Origin of the sequence: Rhodococcus sp. ARC_M5 (assembly GCF_022810405.1) — a bacterium.
Classification (GTDB): domain Bacteria; phylum Actinomycetota; class Actinomycetes; order Mycobacteriales; family Mycobacteriaceae; genus Rhodococcoides; species Rhodococcoides navarretei.
This window is the reverse complement of record NZ_JALGQE010000015.1, coordinates 1-26,207: the sequence shown is the minus strand read 5'-3', so window position 1 is coordinate 26,207 and position 26,207 is coordinate 1. Positions and strand designations below refer to the sequence as shown.

Annotated in this window: 26 protein-coding genes and 1 pseudogene; 18 read left to right on the top strand and 9 right to left on the bottom strand. The window is 64.1% G+C overall.

Annotated features, from left to right (window positions below):
• Positions 1-150: 150 nt before the first annotated feature.
• The gene (locus tag MTX34_RS20035) at positions 151-936 is read right to left on the bottom strand and encodes a M23 family metallopeptidase (RefSeq protein ID WP_243597146.1); all 786 of its coding nucleotides are present in this window, start codon (positions 934-936) and stop codon (positions 151-153) included.
• A gap of 163 nt (positions 937-1,099) precedes the next feature.
• Positions 1,100-2,665, bottom strand: coding sequence for an apolipoprotein N-acyltransferase (gene lnt / locus MTX34_RS20030; protein WP_094642697.1), 1,566 nt, complete (start codon positions 2,663-2,665; stop codon positions 1,100-1,102).
• Positions 2,666-2,937: 272 nt separating this feature from the next.
• On the opposite strand from lnt, the gene MTX34_RS20025 reads away from it, so the two are divergent.
• The 4 genes from MTX34_RS20025 (at position 2,938) to MTX34_RS20010 (ending at position 6,140) form a co-directional block, all read left to right on the top strand.
• Positions 2,938-3,138 carry a hypothetical protein gene (locus MTX34_RS20025; RefSeq protein ID WP_141215005.1) on the top strand — a complete coding sequence of 67 codons (201 nt, stop codon included), beginning with the start codon at positions 2,938-2,940 and terminating at the stop codon, positions 3,136-3,138.
• Positions 3,139-3,184: 46 nt separating this feature from the next.
• Positions 3,185-3,604 carry a hypothetical protein gene (locus tag MTX34_RS20020; protein WP_243597145.1) on the top strand — a complete coding sequence of 140 codons (420 nt, stop codon included), beginning with the start codon at positions 3,185-3,187 and terminating at the stop codon, positions 3,602-3,604.
• 104 nt (positions 3,605-3,708) lie between these two features.
• Complete coding sequence (locus MTX34_RS20015) at positions 3,709-4,854, top strand: PLP-dependent cysteine synthase family protein (RefSeq protein ID WP_374640103.1); 1,146 nt, start codon at positions 3,709-3,711, stop codon at positions 4,852-4,854.
• Entirely contained in the window at positions 4,851-6,140 is a 1,290-nt protein-coding gene (locus tag MTX34_RS20010; protein ID WP_094686193.1) for an MFS transporter, read from the top strand. Before MTX34_RS20015 ends, MTX34_RS20010 begins: the two co-directional genes overlap by 4 nt.
• A gap of 164 nt (positions 6,141-6,304) precedes the next feature.
• Here MTX34_RS20010 and MTX34_RS20005 read toward each other — a convergent pair whose 3' ends face one another.
• Complete coding sequence (locus tag MTX34_RS20005; protein ID WP_094686192.1) at positions 6,305-6,619, bottom strand: DUF4396 domain-containing protein; 315 nt, start codon at positions 6,617-6,619, stop codon at positions 6,305-6,307.
• A 327-nt stretch (positions 6,620-6,946) separates the two neighbouring features.
• Here MTX34_RS20005 and MTX34_RS20000 point away from each other — a divergent pair, with 327 nt between their 5' ends.
• From MTX34_RS20000 to MTX34_RS19980, 5 genes are all read left to right on the top strand, one after another.
• A complete protein-coding gene (locus MTX34_RS20000) occupies positions 6,947-7,150 on the top strand; it encodes a heavy-metal-associated domain-containing protein (protein WP_032375705.1) in 204 nt (67 codons plus the stop codon).
• 32 nt (positions 7,151-7,182) lie between these two features.
• A complete protein-coding gene (locus MTX34_RS19995) occupies positions 7,183-7,446 on the top strand; it encodes a hypothetical protein (protein ID WP_032375704.1) in 264 nt (87 codons plus the stop codon).
• 29 nt (positions 7,447-7,475) lie between these two features.
• Positions 7,476-9,740 carry a cation-translocating P-type ATPase gene (locus tag MTX34_RS19990; protein WP_094686191.1) on the top strand — a complete coding sequence of 755 codons (2,265 nt, stop codon included), beginning with the start codon at positions 7,476-7,478 and terminating at the stop codon, positions 9,738-9,740.
• 299 nt (positions 9,741-10,039) lie between these two features.
• Complete coding sequence (locus MTX34_RS19985) at positions 10,040-10,378, top strand: metal-sensitive transcriptional regulator (protein WP_032375786.1); 339 nt, start codon at positions 10,040-10,042, stop codon at positions 10,376-10,378.
• A gap of 86 nt (positions 10,379-10,464) precedes the next feature.
• A complete protein-coding gene (locus tag MTX34_RS19980; RefSeq protein WP_045841173.1) occupies positions 10,465-11,193 on the top strand; it encodes a TVP38/TMEM64 family protein in 729 nt (242 codons plus the stop codon).
• Positions 11,194-11,209: 16 nt separating this feature from the next.
• On the opposite strand, the gene MTX34_RS19975 is transcribed toward MTX34_RS19980, so the two are convergent.
• Entirely contained in the window at positions 11,210-11,713 is a 504-nt protein-coding gene (locus MTX34_RS19975; protein ID WP_243610573.1) for a hypothetical protein, read from the bottom strand.
• A 281-nt stretch (positions 11,714-11,994) separates the two neighbouring features.
• Between MTX34_RS19975 and MTX34_RS26025 the strand changes: the two genes are divergently transcribed.
• From MTX34_RS26025 to MTX34_RS19965, 3 genes are read left to right on the top strand one after another with little or no spacing between them, the layout of a single operon-like run.
• A complete protein-coding gene (locus MTX34_RS26025; RefSeq protein WP_243610572.1) occupies positions 11,995-13,062 on the top strand; it encodes an NlpC/P60 family protein in 1,068 nt (355 codons plus the stop codon).
• A gap of 4 nt (positions 13,063-13,066) precedes the next feature.
• Complete coding sequence (locus MTX34_RS26155) at positions 13,067-13,585, top strand: DUF6153 family protein (protein ID WP_373454702.1); 519 nt, start codon at positions 13,067-13,069, stop codon at positions 13,583-13,585.
• 43 nt (positions 13,586-13,628) lie between these two features.
• Complete coding sequence (locus MTX34_RS19965) at positions 13,629-14,348, top strand: DUF305 domain-containing protein (RefSeq protein ID WP_306437489.1); 720 nt, start codon at positions 13,629-13,631, stop codon at positions 14,346-14,348.
• Positions 14,349-14,664: 316 nt separating this feature from the next.
• Here the strand turns inward: MTX34_RS19965 and MTX34_RS19960 are convergent, their stop codons facing one another.
• Together MTX34_RS19960 and MTX34_RS19955 are read right to left on the bottom strand one after the other, a co-directional pair.
• A complete protein-coding gene (locus tag MTX34_RS19960) occupies positions 14,665-15,486 on the bottom strand; it encodes a cytochrome c biogenesis CcdA family protein (RefSeq protein WP_032375700.1) in 822 nt (273 codons plus the stop codon).
• On the bottom strand, positions 15,483-16,115 hold the full coding sequence (locus MTX34_RS19955) for a TlpA disulfide reductase family protein (protein ID WP_080736598.1): 633 nt from the start codon (positions 16,113-16,115) through the stop codon (positions 15,483-15,485). Before MTX34_RS19955 ends, MTX34_RS19960 begins: the two co-directional genes overlap by 4 nt.
• A 154-nt stretch (positions 16,116-16,269) precedes the next feature.
• Here MTX34_RS19955 and MTX34_RS19950 point away from each other — a divergent pair, with 154 nt between their 5' ends.
• Positions 16,270-16,401: a DUF3703 domain-containing protein gene (locus tag MTX34_RS19950; protein ID WP_080733457.1), complete on the top strand. Its 132-nt coding sequence runs from the start codon at positions 16,270-16,272 to the stop codon at positions 16,399-16,401.
• Between the two features lie 9 nt (positions 16,402-16,410).
• Here MTX34_RS19950 and ccsB read toward each other — a convergent pair whose 3' ends face one another.
• The 3 genes from ccsB to MTX34_RS19930 form a co-directional block, all read right to left on the bottom strand.
• Positions 16,411-17,382, bottom strand: a complete 972-nt coding sequence (gene ccsB, locus MTX34_RS19945; protein WP_032375699.1) for a c-type cytochrome biogenesis protein CcsB — start codon at positions 17,380-17,382, stop codon at positions 16,411-16,413.
• 4 nt (positions 17,383-17,386) lie between these two features.
• A complete protein-coding gene (locus MTX34_RS19940; RefSeq protein ID WP_052061714.1) occupies positions 17,387-19,039 on the bottom strand; it encodes a cytochrome c biogenesis protein ResB in 1,653 nt (550 codons plus the stop codon).
• 342 nt (positions 19,040-19,381) lie between these two features.
• Entirely contained in the window at positions 19,382-19,549 is a 168-nt protein-coding gene (locus MTX34_RS19930) for a hypothetical protein (protein WP_155288775.1), read from the bottom strand.
• Positions 19,550-19,664: 115 nt separating this feature from the next.
• On the opposite strand from MTX34_RS19930, the gene MTX34_RS19925 reads away from it, so the two are divergent.
• The 5 genes and pseudogenes from MTX34_RS19925 to MTX34_RS19905 all read left to right on the top strand — a co-directional run bounded on the left by MTX34_RS19925 (position 19,665) and on the right by MTX34_RS19905 (position 25,577).
• Positions 19,665-20,042 carry a hypothetical protein gene (locus MTX34_RS19925; RefSeq protein WP_155288774.1) on the top strand — a complete coding sequence of 126 codons (378 nt, stop codon included), beginning with the start codon at positions 19,665-19,667 and terminating at the stop codon, positions 20,040-20,042.
• 91 nt (positions 20,043-20,133) lie between these two features.
• Positions 20,134-20,964 carry an N-acetyltransferase gene (locus MTX34_RS19920; protein ID WP_243610571.1) on the top strand — a complete coding sequence of 277 codons (831 nt, stop codon included), beginning with the start codon at positions 20,134-20,136 and terminating at the stop codon, positions 20,962-20,964.
• Positions 20,964-23,306 (top strand): annotated as a pseudogene (locus tag MTX34_RS19915) (transglycosylase domain-containing protein). Before MTX34_RS19920 ends, MTX34_RS19915 begins: the two are co-directional and overlap by 1 nt.
• Positions 23,307-23,544: 238 nt before the next feature.
• On the top strand, positions 23,545-24,384 hold the full coding sequence (locus tag MTX34_RS19910) for a hypothetical protein (RefSeq protein ID WP_094656082.1): 840 nt from the start codon (positions 23,545-23,547) through the stop codon (positions 24,382-24,384).
• A 383-nt stretch (positions 24,385-24,767) separates the two neighbouring features.
• Entirely contained in the window at positions 24,768-25,577 is an 810-nt protein-coding gene (locus MTX34_RS19905) for a F510_1955 family glycosylhydrolase (protein ID WP_032401329.1), read from the top strand.
• The last annotated feature ends 630 nt before the right edge of the window (positions 25,578-26,207 follow it).

Sequence of the window (26,207 nt, the reverse complement as noted above, 5' to 3'; positions counted from 1 at the left end):
ACTGACTTCGGATGCGTCTCTGCGGTCTCGTTTTCACCATCGGACCTGAACCCTCGGTGCCTCGACATGTTCAGCGGGAGCGCAGTACGATCGCCCGCATTCCGGTAAGTTCGCCGTACCTACTGCGAGCCCGAGAGGTGAAACGGGGGCCTACGACCGAACAGCCGCGTCGGACAGCGCGACACCCCGAGAGGCGAGCCACTCCTGAGGATCGACCTTGCTCCCCGCCGCGTCGACGACCTCGAAATGCAGGTGAGGCCCGGTCGATTGGCCACGATTGCCGACGGTGGCGATCTGCTCACCGGCTTGTACTCGTTGCCCCACTGTCACCAAGGTTTGATCGATGTGCCCGTAGACCGTTGTCGTTCCATCGTCATGTTGAAGACGTACCCAGAGGCCGAATCCGTCTGCAGGACCGGAGTCGAGCACGGTAGCGTCGGCTGCCGCGTAGACGGGAGTTCCGATAGCGTTGGCGATGTCGAGCCCGGTGTGCGTAGTCCCCCATCGTGGACCGAAATCCGAGGTCAGGGTCCCGGCGACCGGACGAACGACGAGTGGTCGCAGCGCCGCTGCATCACGCGCAGCGCTCTCCTCTGCCCTTCGTTGCCCCTTCGCCAACTGCTCGATCGCATCGTTGATATTGGAGATCTCCGGTATGGCGAGGATCTGAGGCAAGTATTCGGCCACCGGGTCCTGCATCGGTGTCGCTTCGTGCACGGGGACTGCCTGCGCCTGTGCGGGACTCGCATATTGGGCACCCGCCGTGACCAGAGCGCCCGCTGCCACCGCAATACCGACAGCGACACTGCCGCGGCGCTCGGTGGCGCGCGCCCGAGCGCGATGCCGCCCTCTCGGCGTCACCGCCACTCCCTGCACGTCACAGTCCATCAACTGTCGACGTCGGTCGGTCATGCGGGTCATACGGTGTTGTGCCACAGCAGAGTCCTCGGTAATCGAATGGAGCGAGGCGTAATCATCGACGTGCGCACCTCACTGATGTATCGAACGGATCACGACGCGATAACGAAAAGATACACGACGAGTGGGGTAATTACTATCATGGTTAGTAGTTCGATGTCCCCCGCAGTGGTTTCGTGCCTCACAGCGCGGTAGCACCGGACGTCGACGGTCGGAGACCATCGGCCGGCGAACGCTGCCTTCTCCATGCGAGAGCACACCCCACGACAGCAAGAACGACCGCGGCGTACTCCGGAAGCGGTCCCAGCTTTGTCGCCCACGTCGATCTCGTTTCCAGGGCAACATCAGCGACCAACGTCTGCGCAGTGAACAAGCCCGAACGATCTGCGACCTTCCCCTGTGGGTCGATGACGGCACTGACCCCACTGGTCGCCGCAACGAGAACAGTCCTGTTGTGCTCGACCGCCCGCAGCCGCGACATCGCCAACTGCTGGTAGGTCATGTCGGTGCGCCCGAACGTCGCATTGTTGGTGGGGACCGTGATCAGCTGCGCCCCCGCACGCACGGACTCGGTGACCAGGTCATCGAACGCGACCTCGTAACACGTGGCGACGGCCGTCGGAATTCCGGCGATATCGACGACACCGTCGCCCGACCCGGGAACGAAGTTACCGGCCTGCGAGGCGTACGAGGACAACGCCGTCATCACAGATCGCATCGGGAGATACTCTCCGAAAGGAACAAGTTTGCGTTTGTCGTGTCGCTCCCCCGGTCCGAGTACCGGATCCCACACGATCGAGGTATTCGTCGAGGTGCCGTCGTCGTTGCCAAGGACCGCACCGACCAGAATCGGCACCCCGACCGACCGCGCTGCAGCGTCGATCCCGGCAGTGGCGTCGGCATTGCGCAGCGGATCGATATCGGATGCATTCTCCGGCCAGATCACCAGGTCGGGAGCGGGCACACTGCCGACGGTGATGTCGTCCCCGAGTTGCCTTGTTCGCTCGATGTGATTGTCGAGAACTGCTCGACGTTGCGAGTTGAAGTCCAGACCCAACCGCGGAACGTTGCCTTGCACAACGGCGACCGTCGCACGCGCTGCGCCTGCGTCGCCAGCGGGAGTGAGCGCGAAAGCCAGAGCTGGCACGATCACTACAGTGGCCACCGATCCGACTGCGAATCGCGACGTCGGCGAGCGTACCTGGCGGACCACACTTGCCAGTGCCGCGCCGATCACTGCGACTGCGAAAGATACACCGGGCGCACCGGCGAACGCGGCAAGCGAGAGCAGAGGGCCGTCTGCTTGGGCGAAAGCTAATCTCCCCCACGGAAATCCCCCGAACGGAATCCGTGCGCGCAGACCTTCGGTGGCGGTCCAGATCGCGGCGATCCACAGCGCTTCGAAGCGCAACCCGGACACTGCGGCCGCTGCAGCGCAGAACAGTGCCACTGCTATCGCTTGGATCGCCGCGAGCGCCAGCCACGGCGGGGCGCCGACGTAGACGCCCACCCAGGGCAGAAGGGGCAGAAAGAACGCAAGCCCCGACAGATACCCGTAGAAGAATGCCGCCCGGATGGAACGGCCGCGGATGACGAGAACAAGAACCCCGATACCCAGCGGCGCGAGGAACCACAGCGACCGAGGTGGAAAGCCCGCGTACAACAGCACACCAGCAGATACCGCGGACGATGACCTGCCTGCTATCGCGGTGAACGCACGACGTCGGGTTCGTCGGTGACGGTTCATTGTTGTTGCGCTGGACTCGATATCGAGCATGCCTGCATGGCTCTTTTCTCATGTACGGCATAGCGCCACCTGACCACCCTCGGTTGCTACTATGCACGATAGTAGTAACAGCGGTGAGCCCGGACCGGCTCCCCCGCCGACACCGCGCCTCTGCGACGTCGATGCATACCCCGGGATATCGACCGCGCACCTTCGCTGTGCCCTTTGTCCTTCGCGGTGCCCTTCGTGGCCGGGCATCGACCGGTGCACGGACCACCCTCGGCTCGCACAAGATGCGTGCTGGACCCCGGGATGGAGACTGGCTTCTACCGCGCCGCAGCACGCCGACATATGCGGGTGCATCTGCTCTGGCGGCCATCATGATCACCGCCCCGATCGTCCTGGCCGTGTTCGACGTGACCAGAAACATGTGGTGCCTGCGGGCGGGCGGTGTGACCGCCCGATTCGGCGGCGGCACATCAGGGGCACCCTGAATGGGTTTGGGCCAACCCAGTTTCCGGCTGCTACCGTCGAGGCGTTGTGAGAATCTCTGCGCTGGGCCCGCCGCGCCTGCGGACGGTTATCGCAGTCGCCGCTGTCCTGTATTTGTTGGCTCACACCATCGCTCAATGCGGCATCGCCTGGGAACAGGACCATCACAGCGACGGCGTACACATCGTTTCGTCCTCGTCTCAGGCCGCCGCGGAACTCTCCCCGAACCACGCGCACATCGACGTCGGATCGCCCCACATGGCGCACGATACGAACACCGTCATCGCAATGCCCCGATCCGACAACCCGCCCCGCCCATCGACCATCGCCGCGGTCGCAGCGATGGCCTTCGCTGTGGTGTTGGTGGCGATGTCTGCCCCGCGCAACCCGCGAGCCCCACCGGATCTACCCATTCCGATCCGGCACGGCCGAACCGTCTTGAACGAACTCTGTATCAACAGGTGCTGATCAGCAGCCCGCGGGCCATCCGAGGACTCCTCTTCTCATGGCCCAGTTCGTGCTGCCCATCACTCACTTACTGCGCCCTCGCAGGTCACATACAGGGATTACTCATGAACAGTGCTGTTCGCTCCACACTCGTGCCACCGTCCTCCGCCGGCCACATGTTGGCGACCGCCAAGAACTGCCCGGAACCGAGCACGATGGTCGGCAACACGCCCGTTCTGTGGATCGGTGAACCGTTCGCGGACTCCGGCCGCGGTTTCTGGGCGAAACTCGAAGGCAGCAATCCCGGCGGGATGAAAGACCGCCCCGCGCTGCACATGGTCGAGAAAGCAAAGGCCCGCGGCGACCTCGCTCCCGGTTCGATGATCATCGAATCCACCAGCGGAACCCTCGGCCTGGGTTTGGCCCTGGCCGGGATCACCCATCACCACCCCGTCACCCTCGTCACCGACCCGGGACTGGAACCGATCGTGCACCGGATGCTCGCCGCGTACGGTGCCCGCGTCGAACTGGTCACCACACCGCACCCCGACGGCGGCTGGCAGCAGGCCCGGCGTGAGAAGGTCCGTGAACTCCTCGATACACATCCAGGGTCGTGGTGCCCGGATCAGTACACCAACCCGGACAATGTCGAGGCGTACGAGTCGCTCGCTCACGAACTCATCGCCCAGCTCGGCCGCGTCGACACCTTGGTTTGCTCGGTGGGTACCGGAGGGCACTCCGCCGGGGTGGCCCGGGTGCTCCGGCAGTTCTGCCCCGACCTGAAACTGGTCGGTGTCGACACCATCGGATCGACGATCTTCGGGCAACCCGCCAGCACTCGGCTCATGCGCGGGTTGGGTTCGAGCATCTATCCCGACAATATCGACTATCCCGCCTTCGACGAGGTGCACTGGGTGGCCCCGCACGAAGCGGTGTGGTCGTGCCGCACCCTGGCGGCGACGCACCACGCCAGCGGCGGCTGGAGCGTCGGGGCCGTGGCCCTCGCGGCCGGCTGGATCGCTCGCACCAGCCCGCCGGAGACCCGGGTCGCGGCGGTCTTCCCCGACGGACCGCAGCGCTACTTCGACACCATCTACAACGACGAGTACTGCACCGAGCATGGCCTGCTCGACGTTGACCCGCCGACCGAGCCGACGACCATCGCCCACCCCACCGATGAGACTGTGACGTCGTGGACGCGGTGCGCCACCGTCGTCGATCCCACCGTCGTCGATCCCACCGTCGTCGATCCCACCGAAAGCGTTCGATGAAAACCCTTCTGACTCAGTTCCGTAGCTTCGACCGGCCCAGCCAGGTGTTGATGGTCAACCAGTTCTCCATCAACGTCGGTTTCTACATGCTGATGCCGTACCTGGCCGGGTATCTGGCCGGTCCCCTGGGCCTGGCGGCGTGGGCGGTCGGGCTGGTGCTGGGTATGCGCAACTTCTCCCAGCAAGGGATGTTCCTGCTCGGCGGCACCCTCGCCGACCGCCTCGGATACAAACCCTTGATCGTCGCCGGCTGCCTGCTGCGGGTCGCCGGTTTCGTACTGCTCGCGGCCGCGGAATCGCTGCCGGCGATCCTGCTCGCCTCGGCCGCAACCGGGTTCGCCGGTGCGCTGTTCAACCCGGCCGTACGGGCGTACCTGGCCGCCGACGCCGGTCCACGGCGGGTCGAGGCGTTCGCGGTGTTCAACGTGTTCTATCAGGCCGGGATTCTGCTGGGCCCGTTGATCGGTCTCGCGCTGACCACCCTCGACTTCCGAGTCACCTCACTGGCCGCGGCCGCGATTTTTGCTGTGCTGACGATCGTGCAGATCTGGACGCTCCCCGCGCACCGGGCCGAAACTGCCGGGGCCACGACATCGGTACTCGAGGACTGGCGGGTGGTGATGTCCAACCGACCCTTCGTGCTGTTCGCGCTGGCGATGATCGGATCCTACGTGCTTTCGTTCCAGATCTATCTTGCGCTGCCGCTGCAGGCGGCGGTAGTAGTCGGTGACGGCAGGTCCGACACCGCTCTGGTGACCTCGTTGTTCGTGGTCTCCGGCGTGGTCGCGATCGCCGGGCAGTTCCGGATCACGTCCTGGTTGTCCCGCAGGTGGGGTTCGGGGCGAAGCGTGGTGGTCGGTATGGCAATCATGGCGCTGGCGTTCCTCCCGCTGATCGTGCTGCCGAGCCCGGCCGCGCTGGGCGGGTGGGCCGCCGCCGGCGCCCTGGTGTTCACCGCTGCACTGTTGGCGGTCGGCACCGCCGCGGTGTTTCCGTTCGAGATGGACACGGTGGTGACCCTGTCGGGCGGGAAGCTGGTGGCCACCCATTACGGGTTCTACAACACCATCGTCGGGGTCGGCATCCTGCTCGGTAATCTGGGTACAGGAGCCGTCTTCGGGCTTCTCAGCGACGCGCATCTGGGTGCACTGATCTGGGCGATACTGACCCTGGTCGGGGCGGCATCTGTGGCCGCTCTCTATGCGCTCGATCGATCCGACCGGCTCACCCCACCCCCCACCGAGACCACAGTGACCGAAAGCGGCGAGGTACCGGCCACCGGCTAGCGGCAGTGCACGCCGGGAAATGGCCTGCACTGCCCACACCCATGCACTGCCCACACCCAAGACCTCGACGATGATTGCCGAACACGAGGGTATCGACGCGGCACCGTTCACGTCTATCCACCGACCGGTGGCCCGCATTCACGCGAATGCGGGCCACCCACACCTCAGGCGGGGGTACTGCGGTGACGTTGGAGGCGACGGACGACGGGGTAACCCGTGACCACCCCGAGGACGATACCGATTTGCATGAGCATCCAGAACGCAGCATCGGTGGCCGGTGGCATGGTCTCGGTGTAGTGCAGCAGCAGCATCCAACCACCCATCCCGAGGTCGAACGCCAGTACGGTCAACGCGGCGACGCCGACCGCAGCCAGGACAGAACGCCGATGGATTGCCTGCGCACCGACTACCGGTGTGATGGCCGAACGCTCGTATGCGAAGAGCATGATCGTGGCCAGTATGGCGATGACGATGATCATCACCCAAAGAACACTCTGTCCGCACGAGATTCGACGTCGGCAAGGACGGAAGCGACATCATCGAGAAGATTGTGGGCATCTCTGCGCGCGCGTAATCCGCGTTCGTAGTAGCCGGAGTCGAGGACGCCCGCCGATGCAGGCTCTGGTGCGACGTTCGATTCTGGGTGCCGCTCCCGCATCCGAGGGCGGTGTTCCGGTCAGTGCCCAGGGTCATGCCGTAGCACCGGTGCGGCACATCTCGTTGCATACCGTAGGGGGGTATGGTAAATCTGTAAGTGGGTCGCGACGACCTCGATCACATTCCGAATCGAAGAAAGAAGGGCATCGATGAACACCACCGTCACCGTCACCGGAATGACCTGCGGGCACTGCGTCTCCTCGGTCCGAGAGGAGATCAGCGGCATCCCCGGTGTGACCGCCGTGAATGTCGACCTCGCGAGCGGCCGAGTCGATATCGACTCGGACACCCCGATCGAGCAGACGGCCATCGCCCACGCAGTCGACGAGGCCGGCTACCAGCTCGCCTCCTGATCGACACCAGACCCGGACAGGAGATTCGCACGATGAACGCATCATCGAAGTTCGTCGGATTCACCATCGCCCTAGCCGCGGTCTTCGGGCTCGCCTTCGGAGCCGGGGACGCCTTCGGCCCCGAAGGTGCCGCACCACCCGACACACACGACACCTCGACTCACGACGCCGCCGCGGTGTCCACTGCGGGCGGGCCCGTCGCCAATCAGAGACCTGGAGGATTGATGGTCACCGACAGCAGATACGCCGCGGTGCCCGCCGCCTCGGAGCCGATGCCCGCCGGGCACGGACACTGACACACCACCACACCCCGAGAGGAGCGACGATGAATCCCGTCACGCACCACCCCACCGCCGACGGCCGAGTCGAACTCGACATCGGTGGTATGACCTGCGCCTCCTGCGCGAACCGGATCGAGAAAAAGCTCAACAAGCTCGACGGTGTCACCGCGACGGTGAACTACGCCACCGAAAAAGCACGCGTCGACTACGTCGGTGATGTCTCGACCGAGGATCTCGTGGGCACCGTCGAGCAGGCCGGCTACACCGCCACGGTCCCCGCGCCCGCCGCCTCCTCCACCGACCCCGACGCGGCCGGGCCAGCCGAGATCGACCCCACCGCCTCGCTGCGCCAACGCCTGCTCATATCGCTGGTGCTCAGCGTGCCGGTGATCGCGATGGCTATGGTTCCGGTACTGCAGTTCACCAACTGGCAGTGGCTTTCCTTGACCCTCGCCGCACCCGTGGTGGTGTGGGGGGCATGGCCGTTCCACAAGGCCGCCTTCACCAATCTGCGGCACGCCACCTCAACGATGGACACCCTGATCTCGATGGGCACCATCGCAGCACTGGGGTGGTCGTTGTATGCCCTGTTCTGGGGCACCGCCGGAACGGCCGGCATGACACACCCGTTCGAGCTGACCATCTCCCGCTCCGACGGGGCCGGCAACATCTACCTCGAGGCCGCAGCCGGAGTCACCACCTTCATCCTCGCCGGCCGCTACTTCGAAGCACGCTCCAAGCGACGCGCCGGTGCCGCCCTGCGTGCCCTGCTCGAGCTCGGTGCCAAGGAAGTCTCCGTCCTGCGCGAGGGTGTCGAACAGCGCATCCCCACCGATCAACTCATCGTCGGTGACGAGTTCGTCGTCCGCCCCGGGGAGAAGATCGCCACCGACGGCGTGGTCGCCGACGGCTCTTCCGCGGTCGACAATTCGATGTTGACCGGCGAATCCGTGCCCGTCGAGGTAGGACCCGATGATCTGGTCGTCGGCGCGACGGTCAACGTCGGTGGCCGAATCGTGGTCCGGGCGACCCGCATCGGCTCGGACACCCAGCTCGCACAGATGGCGAAACTCGTCGAAGACGCTCAGACCGGTAAAGCCCAAGCTCAGCGTCTGGCCGACAAGATCTCCGGAGTCTTCGTCCCGATCGTGATCGCCCTTGCCGCGGCGACACTCGGCTTCTGGATCGGCACCGGCGGTGGGATCGCGGCCGCGTTCACCGCAGCCGTCGCCGTCCTGATCATCGCCTGCCCGTGTGCCCTCGGCCTGGCCACCCCGACCGCGCTGATGGTCGGCACCGGCCGCGGCGCTCAGCTCGGCATCCTGATCAAGGGTCCCGAAGTGCTCGAATCGACCCGCCGTGTCGACACCGTGGTACTCGACAAGACCGGCACCGTCACCACCGGCAAGATGACTCTGCTCGACGTGATCACCGCCGACGGCGAGGACACCGCGCAGGTGCTGCGCCTGGCCGGTGCACTCGAAGATTCGTCCGAGCACCCCATCGCCCAGGCCATCGCCAAAGGTGCCCGCGAGAAGGTCGGAGCCCTGCCACCGGTAGAGCAGTTTATAAATATCGAAGGCCTCGGGGTGCAGGGCATAGTCGACGACCACGCAATGATCGTCGGACGGGCCCGCCTCCTCGCCGACCGGGCGCAGCAGCTGCCGGACGAACTCGAAAGTGCGATGCGTGCAGCCGAATCCGAGGGCAAGACCGCCGTCGCAGTCGGTTGGGACGGTCGGGCTCGCGGAGTACTGGTCGTCGCCGACGCGGTCAAACCCACCTCCGCCGAGGCGATCGAGCAGCTGCGGGGCCTGGGTTTGACGCCGATCATGCTCACCGGCGACAACGCAGCCGCCGCGCGTGCCATCGCCGACCAGGTCGGCATCCACGAAGTGATCGCGGAGGTGCTGCCCGCAGACAAGGTGGACGTCGTCAAAAGGCTGCAGGAGCAGGGCAAGGTAGTGGCGATGGTCGGCGACGGCGTGAACGACGCCGCCGCGTTGGCGCAGGCCGACCTCGGTCTGGCGATGGGCACCGGTACCGACGTTGCGATCGAAGCCAGCGATCTGACGTTGGTGCGCGGTGATCTGCGCGCAGCAGCGGATGCTATCCGCCTGTCCCGCCGAACGTTGGGCACCATCAAGGGCAACTTGTTCTGGGCGTTCGCCTACAACGTGGCTGCCCTCCCCTTGGCTGCGGCCGGGCTGCTCAATCCGATGCTGGCCGGTGCAGCGATGGCGTTCTCGTCGGTGTTCGTGGTCAGCAACAGCTTGCGGTTGCGCCGGTTCAAGTCCCTCACCGGATAACCGCGCGGGTAGAACAAGCACCCAAAAGGCTGGGGTGGGCGTGGCATGCAGGCGCGCCACCCCACCCCACCGCTACAACCCCGATGCTGCCTACGAAAGGAGAGGGCCATGTCCTTCGTGACAACGACCTTGGTGCAGATCACCCGGCACCCGGCGACCCGAGCGGTGGCCCGCTGCGCGGTGATGTGCGCTGTGGCGGCGGCCCAGCGACGACTCGACGGACCGACCCTCTCGCGCCATACCCCGGGCGGGCATAATCGAGGATGCTCGGCATGACACTCGGATTCCAGGAGGACACCATGGCCACTCCCGCGGCCGCGCAGGCACCCGCCGAGACCGACGGCCATGATCACGCCGCGCACGGCTACATCACCGAAAAGGACGCCTACCTCAAACGCCTCAAGCGCATCGAAGGCCAGGCCCGAGGACTGCAGCGCATGGTCGAGGAAGACAAGTACTGCATCGACATCCTCACCCAGGTCTCGGCGATGACCAAAGCCTTGCAGGCGGTGGCCATGGGCCTGCTCGAAGCTCACATCAGCCACTGCGTGGTCGACGCCGCCATCGCCGGCGGTCCCCAAGCCGACGCGAAGATCAAAGAGGCCACCGACGCGATCTCACGGCTCGTCCGCTCCTGAGCACCGGCAGTGCGAAGCCATTCCTCGCCGTCCACTCCCGCGTGCTTGTCGGAAACCTCGGCGAGGCGGCGCAGGCAGAGACCGTCATGACCGAAACCGTATCGGCGATTCTGCGCGATCGCCGAGTCCTCGCCACCGTGGCAGCGCTGGCAATACTGGCAGTGGCTGCCGCCCTCGTACCCCGCCCGTCGATCATTGTGGTGCGCGAGTGGGCGGAGTCGATGGGCCCGTCGTTCGTGGTGGTGTTCTTTCTGACCCAGGCGGTGTTGACGATTGCCCCGGTACCGCGCACGGTGTTCACCCTCAGCGCCGGACTGTTGTTCGGTCCCGCCACCGGGGTCGCCGTCACGATCGCCGCCACAACTGTCAGCGCTGTGCTGGCGTTGCTGCTGGTGCGCGCGCTCGGGCGCACCGCGGTGCAGGAGCGGCTGACGAATCCTGCGGTCAAGTCCATCGATGCCCGGTTGGCTCGGCGGGGGTGGCTGGCCGTCGGGTCCTTGCGGCTCATTGCCCCGGCACCGTTCGCCCTGGTCAACTACTGCTCCGGACTCTCCGCGGTGCGCCTGCTGCCCTACACGACGGCCACTGTCGTGGGGATTCTGCCCGGTACGATCGCCGCGGTGCTGTTCGGGGACGCTTTGACCGGGCGAACGAATCCGGCATTGATAGTGGTGACGTCGGCCTGCGTGGCCGCCGGGGTGGCAGGATTGCTGGCCGACGCCCGCCTGCCGGTGTCGCAGGCACAGCCCAACACCGCAGATGGCGCATCGAGAAGCGGTCGCCTTCGTCGTCTGTTGCTGCCGGACCGCGGATAGGACGTGGCGAGAAATCCTACAATTTTGCTGCGCCTGCACCGCCAAAGCCAGCGGAGTTGCCGAACTCCTGACCTACGCGAGAAGTAGGGCACGCGCGTTCCCCGCGGATTCGCAGTCGAAGAGCCCACACCATCACCCCCACCGACATCACTCCGATTACGGGCTGCACGGGTGCCCATAGATCCAGAGCACCGCTCACCCCGACCGCCACCACTACCAGTTTGTTGCATATCGGACATCCGACTGCCAACAACGACAACGCATTCGCACTGACCCCTACACGGGAAGAAACCGACGACGCCAGCCCAGTGCTCACGTATGTCGCAAGAATGAGGCCACTGAGAACTGCGGTGGCAATCCACACCGGATAGTTCCACCACAACACCGGGGTCATTCGAACGTAGAACGCAGTGTGGATGATCCCGGTGGGGATCGCCACGACCAGCGCGGCCACCATCGCGCCCAGTAACGCGGCCACCCAACGGCGCGCCGGCCAGTCACGCATCGTCACAGTCGTCATCCCTCTCCCGGTCAGCGGACACCACCCAACCGTCTACTATGAATGATAGTAGTTTGCAGGTGCGGTGAGTCGGGGTCAACGACGCCGACTCGCCGCCCATACGGCACAGGCGTCGAGCGTCGACGCGAAAGCCTCAGCCGACCGTGAGGAACCCTCTACGACTGCCGATACCCGACAATGGTGCCGGCGAGGCCGGACACAGTCCCATGCGGCTCTCACCGCGCTCCGTTTCCTTCGCTGGTGACGCAGGGAACCCACACCGACCCCAGAGGATTTCTTCTGTGCATTCTTCTTCAGGCCCGACGCGGCGTGTCCGCGCTACCCTCATCGCCTCGATCATCGTTGCTGCCGCGGCATTTTCGGCAAATGCTCCAGCTTCGGCGGACCCCGCTGCACCCCCGGCGAACGCATCCGAAGCCGTACGACAACTCACTGAACTCAATGCGACCGCATTCACTCTCACCGAGAGCATGTACGCCGCGCAGGACACCCTCGATCGTCGCCGCGGCGAACTGAGTACCGCAGTTCAATTCGCCCACGAGACCTCGGCGGCGGCTCGGGAAGCCGAAGTGGCCGCATCTGCCAACCGTCGAGCACTGGCCACAGCTGTCGACGCCGCGTACAAAGGTGTACCGCAATCCCCTCTCGGGGCCGTTCTGGTCGCGGACAGCCCACAGCAACTACTCGATCAGATGGTGTTGTTGGACCGGATCCTCGCCGATCGAGCCGCTGCACTCGCCGACTCGACACAGATCGACGACGAAGCGCGAGACCAGCTCGAACAAGCCCGGCAAGCACAGGCGTCCGCTGCGGTAGCCGAGGCGGACGCCGCACGTACACAACGCGACCTCGAGCAACGCCAGACCGACCTGGCCGATCAGATCGCCAAAATCACCGACCAATTCGCCGCCCTCACCGATGCGGATCGAGCTGCCATCGTCAGCCCCGGCACCACGAATCCTTCCGAGCTACCCGCCGCCGTCTCGGCTGCGAGTGGAACATCAGCGGAGGCGATGCGCATCGCCCTCGACCAACTCGGCAAACCCTATTCCTGGGGAGCTACCGGGCCGGGGTCCTTCGATTGCTCCGGACTGATCTACTTCGCCTACAAACAACTGGGACTGACCGTTCCACGCGTGGCCGCAGACCAAGCACGAGCGGGCACACCTGTCTCCCGCGAATCAGTGCAACCGGGTGACTTCATCTCTCTCTACTCACCGATCGGACACATCGGGATCTACATCGGCGACGGGAAATACGTCAACGCCCCCACCGGCGGCGACGTCGTCAAAGTCGCGCCCGTTCCCTGGGATGAAGTGACCGCAATCAACCGGCCCATCGCCACCTGATTCGATGTCCACGGTCCGGACGCCGCGACTGCGAGGAGACCGGATGCCCGTGTGGCAGACCGGTAAGATCGAACCGGTGAGGACTTCAGCCACGGAACCTATGAACCAGAAGTGGCTCCTAGGTGCTGTTTGCGCTTCGATAGTGCTGTTCGGAGTCCTTCTCATGCATTCTGCGCCGATGTCGTTCGCAACGGCGACGAGTATCGGCGAACACTCGATGACCTCGACGGTGAGCGCTCCACCTGCCGTCGACGAGCATTCGGGAGCATCATCTGCGACAGCATCGGAGAGTGGTTCCGCAGCACACTGCGGGAACGGCTGTGGCGATCACAGCTCGGTCATGCATCTGTGTCTGGCTATCATCGGTGCTGTCGCGGCGTTGGCCGTCTTACGGGCAATCGTTGTGGGCTTCGCCGGTTCTCTCGTCCACGCTGCGCGACTGTCGGCAGTTCGTCATCGAACCGGGCACCCGCCACCCTGGACCATATTCACTCTCTCCGAATTGTCTGTGCTTCGGATCTGACAGGTGACTCACCGTTGTGTGAGACACAGATATCGACAGGCCAGTGCGCCTGTCGATCCGAACCACCCCCCAACAATTTCAGGAGTTTGTTATGCGTTCGAATCGACCTACCCGCTTCACGATCGCGATAACGGCGGCCTCCGCTGTCGCCGCCGCAGTTCTCGCTGGCTGCAGCAGTAACGACGGCGAAATGAACATGCCCGGCATGTCGAGCAGCGATACACCGGCCTCGTCGTCCTCCGAGAATTCCGCCGAAGCATCGGCCGAATTCAACGATGCCGATGTCACGTTCGTCGAAGGGATGTACCCCCACCATGCACAAGCGGTGGAGATGGCTTCACTTGTCGACGGCCGAACCGAGAATGCTCAGGTCATCGAGCTGGCCCAGGCCATCGAAGCAGCTCAAGCACCGGAGATGGAGCAGATGAATGCCCTGCTCACCGCATGGGGACAGCCCGCAGCGTCCGCCGACATGGGCGGAATGGACATGGGCGGAATGGACATGGGCGGTATGGACATGGGGAGCGGTGGCATGACCGGCATGATGAGCCAGGAAGACATGGACATGTTGTCGGCCGCCAACGGAGCGGAGTTCGACTCCATGTGGCTCACCATGATGATCGAGCACCACAAGGGGGCAATCGAGATGGCTCAGATCGAGTTGGCCGACGGCTCCAATGCTGATGCCAAGGAGCTTGCCTCCACAATCATCGATGCGCAGCAGAGCGAAATCTCCACAATGGAAAGTTTGCTCGCCCAGTAACTCTCAATTCTGGGAACTATCAACCGTAGGGCGGGGCTCGGCCGATACCGAGCCCCGCCCTTCGGTTTCGAAGGACCTGGCCCTTTTAGCTGCCACACCGATCAACACGGCCCCGGAAACATGCCCTCCCCTGCTGATGCACCCGCCTGCGGGGTCCTTGGGACACGCAGATCCGCGGTAGGGACAGGGGGCGGCTCTCGGATCGGGTCATCGCGGCCCGGCGGGGGCGCGCCGTCGACAGAGAGTGGGTTCGATACCACCGGCACTGGCAGTTGGGGAGGCGTGATCTTGCACGTGCGGCTGCTCGGCTTCCTTCTCAGATGGGTAACACAACCGAACTGACGAATTCATTGCGTATCCAGGCAATGAACAGACCCCACACCCCCGTCAGCAGGGCGACACCGACGGCGATCATGATCACTCCGCCTGCCACTTTGATTCTCTGCGAGTTCCGCCGTAGCCAGCCGACACCGCGCATCGCCGAACTCGAGCCGAACGCGAGGACCACGAACGGTAGACCGAGTCCCAGACAGTAGGCGACGATGAGAGTGACGCCGCGCGCTGCGGTTGCGCCTTCAGTGCCAGCGGCAACGGACAACACCCCGGCGAGCGTGGGGCCAAGGCACGGCGTCCAGCCGAGCGCGAACACGCCACCGAGCAGCGGCGCTCCAGCAAGAGACGAGATGGTTTGCGGCGCGAATCGAGTGTCGCGTTGGAATGCGGGAATGAACCCGATGAACGTCAAGCCCATGATGATCGTGATGGCACCGCCGACCTGCTGAAGCACCTGTTCGTTGATGCGCAGGGTGCCGATGACCCCGAAAATCGAGGCGGTGGCGAGGACGAAGACGATGGTGAAGCCGGCGACGAACAACCCCGCTGCACCTGCCACGCGCCAGCGGCTTGCCAGCTTCGGCGGTGCTTCACCAGTCGAGGCGGCGGCGAGCGACGGCACGTCGGCACCTGCGATGCCCGCCAGGTACGACAGGTAGCCCGGCACCAGGGGCACCACGCACGGTGACGCGAACGAGACCAGCCCGGCGAGCATACATGCGGCGATCGCCAGTACCAGAGGTCCGCTCGATGCCAGATTTTGGAACGTCGAGCCAACGCCGCCTTGGGCAAGAAGAACAGTCATTCGTCTGCTATCCGTTCGACGACAGGGAGCAGGTCTTCGGCGAGGAGGGCACGCATGAACACTGCCGCCACCCGGTGCTCTCGATCGAGTACCAGCGTCGAGGGAATCACGCTGGTCGGGTAGTTCCCGCCGAGGGCGATCAGCGTCCGCATCGAGGGGTCGTAGATCGAGGCGTAGGAGACATTGTTGTCGACAACGAAGTCCTGCGCTTTGTCCTTCTGCGGATCTCGAACATTGATACCGAGGAACTGCACACCGCGCTCGCGGGTTGCTTCGTAGACCTCTTCGAGGTCGTCGGCTTCGCCGCGGCAGGGGCCGCACCACTGACCCCAGAGATTGATCACGACCACCTCGCCGTCATAGTCCGACAGAGCGGTGTTCTTACCTTCCTCCATCAGATCGGGTCCGGCGAGTTCACCGATGGTTCCGCGCGTTTCGGGGGGATCGTAGACGATGTCGGTTTGACCACCGGGTGCAACGAAATCGAAGCTACCTCCGGAGGGCACGGCGTCGGCGCCTGCGGAACATCCGGAGACCAGGAGTACAACGGCAAGGATGGATGCCGTTGCCGTGGCGGGCAGACTGCTCTGTTCGCGTGTGCGAGCCCCCGTAGGGCGGCCGAGTCTCATGAAGTCGACGCCTTTGCTGCAGTACGGATCTGCGCCGATGTCTCGAACATCGTGGGATCGGTGACGCGGTCGATGCCCCAGTCTTGGCCGGTGACGAAGCTCGGGGCACTGTGACTTCCCTCTCCGGAATGCACTACGGACACGAGGCAGTCAGTTGATTCGGATCGTGGTCGTGGCTCCTGGATCCTGGTCCGGTCGATACCCGGTCGGCAACACCGGCCGGGTCGACGCGGGATTGACGCGACCGGTGCCGCATGACCTCGCCGAAGCACAGGGCGGCGGCTAGCAGGCGACATCAGTTCAAACCCGCGTACGAATGCAGTCCGGAGACCACCATGTTGATGATGAACAGGTTGAACAGCATGGCCACGAATCCGGCGATGTTGATCCACGCGGCCCGGGTGTCACGCCACCCGCTGGTGGCCCGGGCGTGCAGGTACGCGGCGTAGATGATCCACGCGATGAATGAGACCGTCTCTTTCGGGTCCCAGCCCCAGAACCGACCCCACGCGGCCTCCGCCCAGATCGCGCCGAGGATGACACCGATTCCGAACAGGGGAAACGCGAAGATGGTGGTCTTGTACGCCAGCACGTCGAGCGAGTGCGCCGAGGGGAGACGAGCGACGATCCGGCCCACTCTGCTGTCGGGGACGGCGTTGTTGTTGGGATATCGGATCCGGATCAGGAACAATGTGCTGGCTGCACCGGAGATCAGGAACACCCCGCTGCCGAGCGAGACGACCGAGACGTGCACGGGGAGCCAATACGACTGCAAGGCTGGTACGACGGGCGCCGCGTTGGCATAGAGCACAGTTCCGGCAATGAAGAGCAGGATCAAGGTCGGCACGAGGACGAACAACCATAGTGTGCGCAGTTGCTCCGAGCGCAGCACGATCAGTCCGGCAAGTATGCCGGCCGCGCATGTGACGGAGACGAATTCGTACATGTTTCCCCACGGCGGGCGGCCAGTGGCGATCCCGCGCAGGACGATCGACCCGATATGCAAAGTGAGTGCGAGCATTACCAGGGCGAGTCCCGTGCGGCCCAGGCGTTCGGACGGGGCTCTTCGCTCGGGGACCGGCACGTATCCCGGTGTCGATGATGTCGCTGCGATCAGTTGCGGATGCAGACTCGAGGCCCGGCTCAGAGTCGCTGTTCGTGTCGTTGCGAGTTGTGCGATGAACAGGATCGCGGCGAGAAGGTAGACCACGAAGGCGGTCTCGAAACTGATGTCGCTCCAGCGGGCGAGGTTGTCGTCGATCGGCATGGCGCTACACCGTTTCTGTATCGAGGGTCTCGGAGTGGTTCTTTGTCCGCGGCGTCCAGATTTCGGTGCGGAGGGTCTCGAATTCGGGTCCCCATCCGGCGTGATCGGTACGGGCGAGCCCGCCCATCTCCACGCTCGATCGGCCTGTTTCGGCCGGGAGTACACGGAACCAGACTCGACGTCGCTTGATCACCAGCGAGACCAACAGTCCGGTCATCATCGTGATCGCGAACACGAGCACCCACAACTGTGCGGGGTCGTATCCGACCTGCAGGTTGGCGAATTCCTTGGCGCCGTTGAATCGAATGTTGGTGCCGTCGGTGAGGGTCGTCGATTCACCGGGACGCAGGTTCACCCGATCCTGCTTGACAAGTCGGCCCTGGTTGATCATCTCCTGGTCCAGGGAGAAGATCGACTGGGGTATGCCGGTGTCGAGGCCGGTATCTCCTTTGTAGATATCCACTGCCACAGCAGGATCGACCAAGTCCGGGAAGCGGGAGGAGAGCAGGGTTCCGTTGAATTGCGCAGTGGGAGCGAAGAGGCCTTCGATGGCGATCTGGCCGCGGCGTCGCTCATCGGCGGTGGCATAGGTCCCGCCGGGTGGATCGAAACGCAACGCCCCGCTACTCAGGAACGTGGTGGCGTCGTCGGGCCGGAACTGCAGGGCCTCGGTTCGACTCTGACCGTCGGGGAAGGTCACGGTGAATTCGGGGGCGTATCCGTGGCCGGTGAGGTAGATGCGTTCATCTCCGAGCCGGAGGGGTTCGTTGACTTTGAGTTGATAGTCGCGCCAGGTGTCTGCGGCGATGTCGTCGGCGGACTGGTAGGAGATGTTCGAGGTGAACATCTCTGCCTGGCCGTTCTCAAGGTAGTCGGCGTTGAAGTCCTTGACTCTGATGCAGAACGGCTCCAGCCCGGTTCCGTCGGTGCTGTTGCCGGCCCGGAAGGAGTCGTAGATGGCGGGCGAGGTGTTGCAGAAACCGGGCCCGTTGTCGGCGATGACGATGACCGATCCTTCGTAACCGAAGAGCTTGCCGATGGCGATGGCCGCGAGCAGACCGATCAGCGAGAAATGAAAAAGTAGGTTTCCCGCTTCGCGGGTATAGCCCTTCTCGGCGGAGAGGGTGAGCGCCCCATCGGGCTCGGGCCTAACGGCAGTACGCCACCCTCTCAAGTGGGGCGCGATGTCGTCGATGACGGTTTTCGGGCTACCGGCGAGAGCGCCCGAATGATGAAGCGGTAGTCGCGAAAGGTTTCGGGGTACGCGAACTGGCTGTGCGCGAAGGGCTTTACCGTGTTCGATCATTCGGGGAGTCAGGCAGCCGATCAACGACACAAACAGTAGGACGTAGATGGCGGTGAACCAGAAGCTTCCGAATACGTCGAACAATTCCAGCGTGTCCATGACGGCCCCGAGAGCCGGGCGCGCTGCGATGTAGGAATCAACCGCCTGGGTGTTGAGATTGCGCTGTGGCAGCAGGGCGCCTGGGATTGCTGCGATAGCGAGCAAAAACAGCAGCACCAGTGCCGTTCGCATCGAGGTCAGTTGCCGCCACCTGTTGCGCACCGCAGCGATTGCTCTGCGTAACCGTCCCTGCGATGTGAGCGCCGGGGTTTGATCAGCTGTCACACCGCCACACCCTTTCGACGATTGCATCTCAATTACTATGCAACATAGTAGTTGATGGGCCGTGTGCAGTTGTGTGCGGTAGTCGCCTGGGCGAGAGGGTAAGTGCTGCAACCACAAACGTGGTACTTGGTCCATCCGGAACGCTGCCGGGCTGCGGTTCGGTTTAGGCCGCTTTCGGCCCCACGGTAGGCGCGGATCGGTTCTTCTACTCATGCCGTCCAAACGCGTTTCATCCCGCGGAGTAATACCTGTGCGGTGAGATCAGGCACACTTGCACTAGCTGTTTTGCGTGCCGAGTACGAAGCGGCGCGGTTCCCTCTGCAGTTGATCGAGGATGTCGCGATGTCCCAACTCGATGAGCGAGCGCCACTACGACTGGCCTACGAGGATGTACTGGTCACCGTGGATCGCGCCGCCGCGCACCTGCTCGATGACGGGCCCGCCGCCCTCTGGGTCACCACGGCCCTGCGCCAACGTCGAACCCAACAATGCCTGGCAGTTGAGGGTGCGGCCCGCATGGAACGCTGGAGGCGTCACCGCACACGGTATTCGTCGCTAGCGCGGGTAGACGGCGACATGGATCTGCTATTTTCGTCGTGTGTGTCCGATTCGGTTGAGCGAGTGTATTCGCCGAATTCTGCTCTGGTCCATCATGGCGGCCACGGCAGTGGCGGTGCTGATGATGTCGCAGGTCGCACACACCACCGCAGAGCCCGGCCACGCTCCGCTGGCTGCGGTCATCGAGAGCGTCCCGGAAATCGAGCACACGTCGGCGCCGGAGCAGGACGAGGGGATCGGCGGTAGCGCGTCCAGTCATCACGACAATCACGGATCCCTGATCGGGTCCGTCCACATAGCGGTGGCGATCCTTGCGCTAGGGCTGGCAATGTTGCTGCGCCGGACCGGATGGACAGTGCTACTGCACCAGCTTCGAGGTCTACAGGCATCGAGATCGTCGCCAACTGAGAGGTCGGTCTCTCCCCCTGCGCCGATGTCCGTGCTCGACGCGGCATGCCTTCTGAGGGTGTGAGAGGTCTGCGTTTGCGCAGATCGGTCCACCTTTCTTCTCGCGCGCCGCCTCCGCGGTGAGGGCGCGAGCCTGCCTCGTCGAGGACAACGCCATGCATATCTTCTTCAACGTTTCATCGTCTACGCCGCACCTTTGTTTCCCTCATCCCAACCCCGCCGCGCCTCCTCCCGGAGTCGCGATCGTCCTTCGCGAGGCCGGGCCGCACGATCTACCGCAGAGCGCGCAGTTGCACCTCGACGAGCTACCGATTGGCCTGCTCCCCGAGCTGGGAGCACGGTTCCTGCGCCGGTGGCACCGCAGCTTCGTCAACCGACGACACGCCATCGCTCTTGTCGCAACCGATAGCGAAGGCGCCGTCGTCGGATTCCTCCTCGGCACCCTCGATCACCATGCCCATATCGGTGATCTACTGCGCGAGAAGATGACCGTGCTGCCGTTGGCTGCACACGCCGGTGCGGCGATGGCAGTCCGCCCGCGCACCGCCATGCGGTTCGTTCGTACGCGTCTTCGCCCCTGGTGCAGAGCGGTGGCGCGCGCTCGGCCCATCCCACTGCCGAACGGCGAACCCGAGACTCCCCCGGCCGACAGTGTCGCCGTCGTCGTTGCGATAGCGGTGAGCCCACGGGTGCGAGGGATCGGAGTGGGTGCACAGTTGCTCGACTGGTTCGAATCCGACTCTGCGCGGGCAGGTGCACGTTGCGCCGAGCTGTCCACCGATCTCGGGGTGGCCGACAATGCAGGCGGCTTCTACGAGCGCCTCGGATGGCAGAAAAGCGGAAACCGTCTCGATCGAGATGGCCGGACCATGCAGACCTACCGGCGAGAGCTAGACGGCCGCTGCGGCCGTGCTCCGCTCCCCTTGTCGGTCCCACCAACCCGGACGACCGCGAGCACTGCCCCGTCGACAGAAACGAGACGATGATGTCAAGCACCCGACGAACGGTGTTCGAACTCGTGGGATGCACTGCGCTCGCAGGCGTGCTGCTTGCAGGAGTGTTGTTCCCCATCGTCGGTGGCCTGGGATACGTCTCGAACCGCGCCGCTGACACCGACGACAACGTTTCCGGCGAACTCGCCGAGGGCGTAGTTCCTGCCATCTCGACGATGACGGACGTGGCAGGCAACCCGATCGCGTGGCTATACGAGCAACGCCGTTCCGAAGTGCCGAGCGCGAAGATCTCCAACGAGATGAAGCTTGCGATCGTCTCCGTCGAGGACCGGCGCTTCGCAGAACACCAGGGCGTGGACTGGCAGGGAACGTTGCGAGCGTTCTTGACCAACACCACCAGCGGGCAGGTCGAGCAGGGCGCATCGACACTCGATCAGCAGTACGTGAAGAACTATCAATTACTGGTCGTCGCTGACACCGACGCCGAGCGGCGTGCCGCGATCGAGACCACGCCGGCTCGCAAGATCCGCGAGATCCGAATGGCGTTGTCCTTGGACAGAGAATTGACCAAAGACGAGACATTGACCCGCTATCTGAACCTGGTTCCGTTCGGCAATGCCTCGTTCGGCATCCAAGACGCCGCGCAAACCTACTTCGGTGTCGATGCCAGCGAGTTAACGGCGACGCAATCAGCGATGCTGGCAGGGATGGTTCAGTCCAGTTCGGCACTGAACCCGTACACCAACGTCGAGGGAGTCACAAGCCGCCGAAACCTTGTCTTGGACAACATGATCGAAACCATCCCGAACCGAGCCGCAGAATTCGAGGCCGCCAAATCCGAGCCATTGGGGGTGCTGGCCGAGCCCAACACCCTCCCACGTGGATGCATCGCCGCCGGTGATCGAGGGTTCTTCTGCGACTACGCACTCCAATATCTTGAGGACGCCGGTATCAGCCGCGAGCAGATCGACGAGGGCGGTTATCTGATCAAAACGACTCTCGACCCGGCGGTGCAGAACTCGACCCAGGCCGCACTGACCGCGAACACAGATCCCGACCTCGACGGTGTCGCCACCGTGATGAATGTCGTCGCACCCGGACAGGACGAACACCGCATCCTCGCCATGGGCAGTAGTCGCACCTACGGACTCGATGCCGACGCCGACGAAACGGTTCAGCCGCAACCGTATTCACTCGTAGGCAACGGCGCCGGGTCGATCTTCAAGATATTCACCACTGCCGCCGCGATGGAACGCGGACTCGGCACCAACGCCACACTGCAGGTTCCCCGGCGCGTCGAGGTCAGGGGGTTGGGCGACGGCGGCGCGCGTAACTGCCCGGCGGGCGCTTACTGCGTGGAGAACGTCGGAAACTACCCACCGGCGCTGACGGTCACCGACGCACTGGCGCAATCACCGAACACGGCGTTCGTGAAGTTGCTCGAGTCCGTCGGTGTCACACCGACAGTCGACATGGCAGTGCGGCTAGGGCTTCGCTCCTACACCCTCCCCGGCTCGTCTGGATTCGACGAGCAGAGCATGGCCGACCTCCAGAAAGAGCAAAGCCTCGGCTCGTTCACACTCGGACCTACCTGGGTCAACCCGCTCGAGCTGTCCAACGTCGCAGCTACCCTCGCCTCGGGAGGTACTTGGTGCCCGCCGAACCCGATCGACTCCATCTCCGACCGCGAGGGTGTAGCTGTACCGGTCACACAACAAGCGTGCGAGCAGGTCGTCGAACCCGGCCTGGCCAACACACTCGCCAACGCGATGAGCAAGGACGACCAACCCGGAGGAACCTCGGCATCGGCGGCCGGGTCCGTGGGCTGGACGCTGCCGATGTCCGGGAAAACCGGCACTACCGAATCCAACCGATCCTCGGGCTTCCTCGGCTTCACCAACCGCTACGCCGCCGCCGTCTACACCTACGGTGACTCACCGACACCGGGCCAGATCTGCTCCTTCCCACTGCGGCCCTGCAGCTCCGGGAACCTCTACGGCGGTAACGAACCCGCACGAACCTGGTACGACGCGATGGACCCAATCGCCACGAACTTCGGCCCCATCGAGCTGCCACCGGTCGACGACAAATACGTCCGCGGCTCCGCCAACGGCCAAGTACCTGAGGTCAGCGGCATGAGCCAGTCGTCGGCCACATCGAGATTGGAAGCAGCAGAATTCTAGGTGACCGTCGTCACCACCACCGGTCAGGGCGCTCGCGGTACCGCTACCGGCACATCCCCATCCGGCGCGGCGATCCCGGGATCGCTGATCACGCTGTACATCAGTGACGGCTCCCCCGCCCCCGACCGCACGCCCACGCCAGCGCCGCCCAGTATCGACATTCCCGGCCTGCCGCTACCGCCGCCGCGGTGATCACCCACGACACTCACCCTTGAGACCCCCGCGCACGAAAGGAAACGCCATCACAGTCAGCCGTCGACAACTGCTCACAGCCGCAGCGGTTTTGCCGCTCACAGTCAGCTGCACCATCAACACCGCCGACAGACAATCCCCCAGCCTCGCACCGAGCAGTAACGCATCTCCCGCACGGTCCCCGGCCGTGAGCGCACCGAGCAGTCGATCATCGGCCCCGGTGAATCCGGGGCGGTGGATGCCGACAGCTGGCGAAGTGATGCCCGAGATCAAACGCGCAGCGACGAGCTTCCTCGAAGCAGGTGGCAGCTGGAGCGAGGGAGGAGGAGTACTCGACAGCTTGCGCACCGCAGGGGTATCGCTCGAAGTCGCGGCGACGGCAGCACTGCTTCAACCCGACGAGGCCCTCGCCAGCACCCTGCGAGTGGTGTATCCGCAGTACGCCGGAATCGGTCCAGAGAGTGCTGCAGTGATCGTGCTGTTCGACCAACTCCTACAACGCCCCACGCTCGCGCAGCCGGCTGAGACGACCCGGCAGATGGCACTCGATATCCGGCTCAAGCGCGACATCGCCGCTGGCGCGGCCTGGACGGTGGAAAAGATCAACCCTTTGACCTCTCTTGGGTCCCCAGTACCACTGACCGCCGCTGCGTCGTCGGTGCTGAGCAGCCCTCGCATCACGCTCTCCGAGCCTGCACGACTCGACATCGGAACCGGACGCATCAACAACAATGTGCTCCAGATCATGCTCGGACTTGCCGATCGATTCACCTACGCAGTGCAGGTGATGCACACCGGTCACATCCAGACCGTCTTCCCGCACCCGCGCTTGTCCAACCACGCAGTGGGACGAGCGGTGGACATCCGAGAAATCAACGGTCGGCGCGTTGTCGACGATCCCTTCAACAACCCAACGATCTCCGAATTCGTCACTGCGGCAGCCCTACTGGGCGCAACCGAGGTCGGAGGTCCGACCGACCTCAACGGTGACCGTCCAGGATTCTTCACCGACGACGTGCACAGCGACCACGTCCACGTCGGCATCACCCCGGGCGACGCACCGGCGCATCTGCGATGACACCGAACCGGATGGGCACTTCGGCCTGACCTGCCCGAAATACTATGCTGGTTAGTAGTTGAGTGCTCGCCACGGCGAGGCGGGTGAAGGTGTCGGAATTGTTCGCACTCAGCCGATACCGATCGTCGGTGCGATGTCGCTGCCACGGCTGTTCGCCGCCGAACGATCCGCGCTCGTACATCGCCTCAGTGATTGGAGATTAAGTGAATGGAGATGAAGGTCGATGCGTCTACGTCGTCCCGCACATACCGCCCGAGCAGTCACGTCCACCTCAGCCGCCGTATCCGGTCATGTTCACCGCGCCTGACCGGGAGATCACTTGGCGTTGACGCTCAAGCGATTACATCACCGAGCCCTCATCGACAGAACGAGAACCGCACTTTATGTCCATCTCGCTTTCCCGCATCCTGCTGCCGTCTCTGATCGCAGCTCTGTCCCTCGTTGGATGTTCCGCTCCGGCAGCGACTGACGGCGCGGCCGATCCGGCAGTGGTCGACTTCACCTCCTCACTGGCTCATGTGCACGGATTGCACGTCAACGCCGATGGCACCGTCCTCGCTGGTAGCCACACAGGACTCTTCGCCATCGGTTCGTCCGGAAACCTGACCAGGGTCGGCTCTTCCGACGATGACTTCATGGGTTTGTCGGGTGTACCGGCCACCGATACCCTCTTCACCTCCGGTCATCCCGGCGAATCCAGCACGGCGGCGAACCCACTGGGACTGCGTAGCAGCAATGACGGCGGAATGTCGTGGTCGGATCGGTCACTGGAGGGACAAGTCGACTTCCACGCGCTGGCTGCCGATGGACGCATCCTCGTCGGATTCGATGGCAGTACCGGTCTACTCGTCTCCGCCGACAGCGGCTCCACCTGGACTCCCGGCGCCGCTGCGCCCGCGGCGTCGTTGGCGATTACGAGCTCCGGAGTATGGGCGGTGACACCTGATGGACTTCAGCACAGCACCGACACGGCCCGAACATTCTCTCCTGTCCTCGACGCACCGAACTTGGTATTGCTCGCCGGTGCCGGCGATGCACTGTGGGGGATCGACACCGACGGATACGCCTGGCGTAGTCGCAACGGCGCCGATTGGCAGAAGCGTTCCGCAACCGGGTCCGTCGAGGCATTGACCGCGGTCGACTACGACACCGCCTACGCAGCCAGCCCCCAGGCGTTGTACACACTGACGTAACTCGGCCCGGTCGAGACCAGCCCGACAACAGATAGCGACATTTCGACGCGACCGCAGGCGGTCACCCGCGCGGCTGATGCGGGCGCTTGCCGCTGTTGAGCGGCTTACTCCCTCTTCCTCCCCTGGGGTTCGGCCCGCCACGAGATCCCGCGATGACACCGGGGTCCGACTCCGAGATATCCAGGAATGAGGACAACCGAAATACTTGGCGTAGAGATTCCGAGGCCGTACTGGATGCTGTCATGCAGGTGTGCCGAAATGGGAGCCCTGTTCGGTGTAGTCATGGTTCGCGGACGGTTGGCGTTGATCCGATTGCCGACGATGTGTCTGGTCGCGTTCATGGCGTGTGGGTTCAGGTTGCTAATCGTCTGGCTCCTCTGCGTGATCGGCCCTCGGCGTGGGCATTCGAGTGGGACTTGACCTCAGGGGTGGCCCGGCGCAGCCCGATCGTGAGCGCGACTCAGACGTGGGCTGAGCTCGGCGTTGATCTGAGTCGGCCGATTTGTCGCTTGCCAGGGTGATGGGACCACCTGGTTGCCAGAGGGTAGGGACCACCGTGGCGCGTTATTGAGGATGCTCGTTGTCGGTGGTGGGGTCAACTGTTCCGGGTCGGGTGCGTTGGCGGTAGGA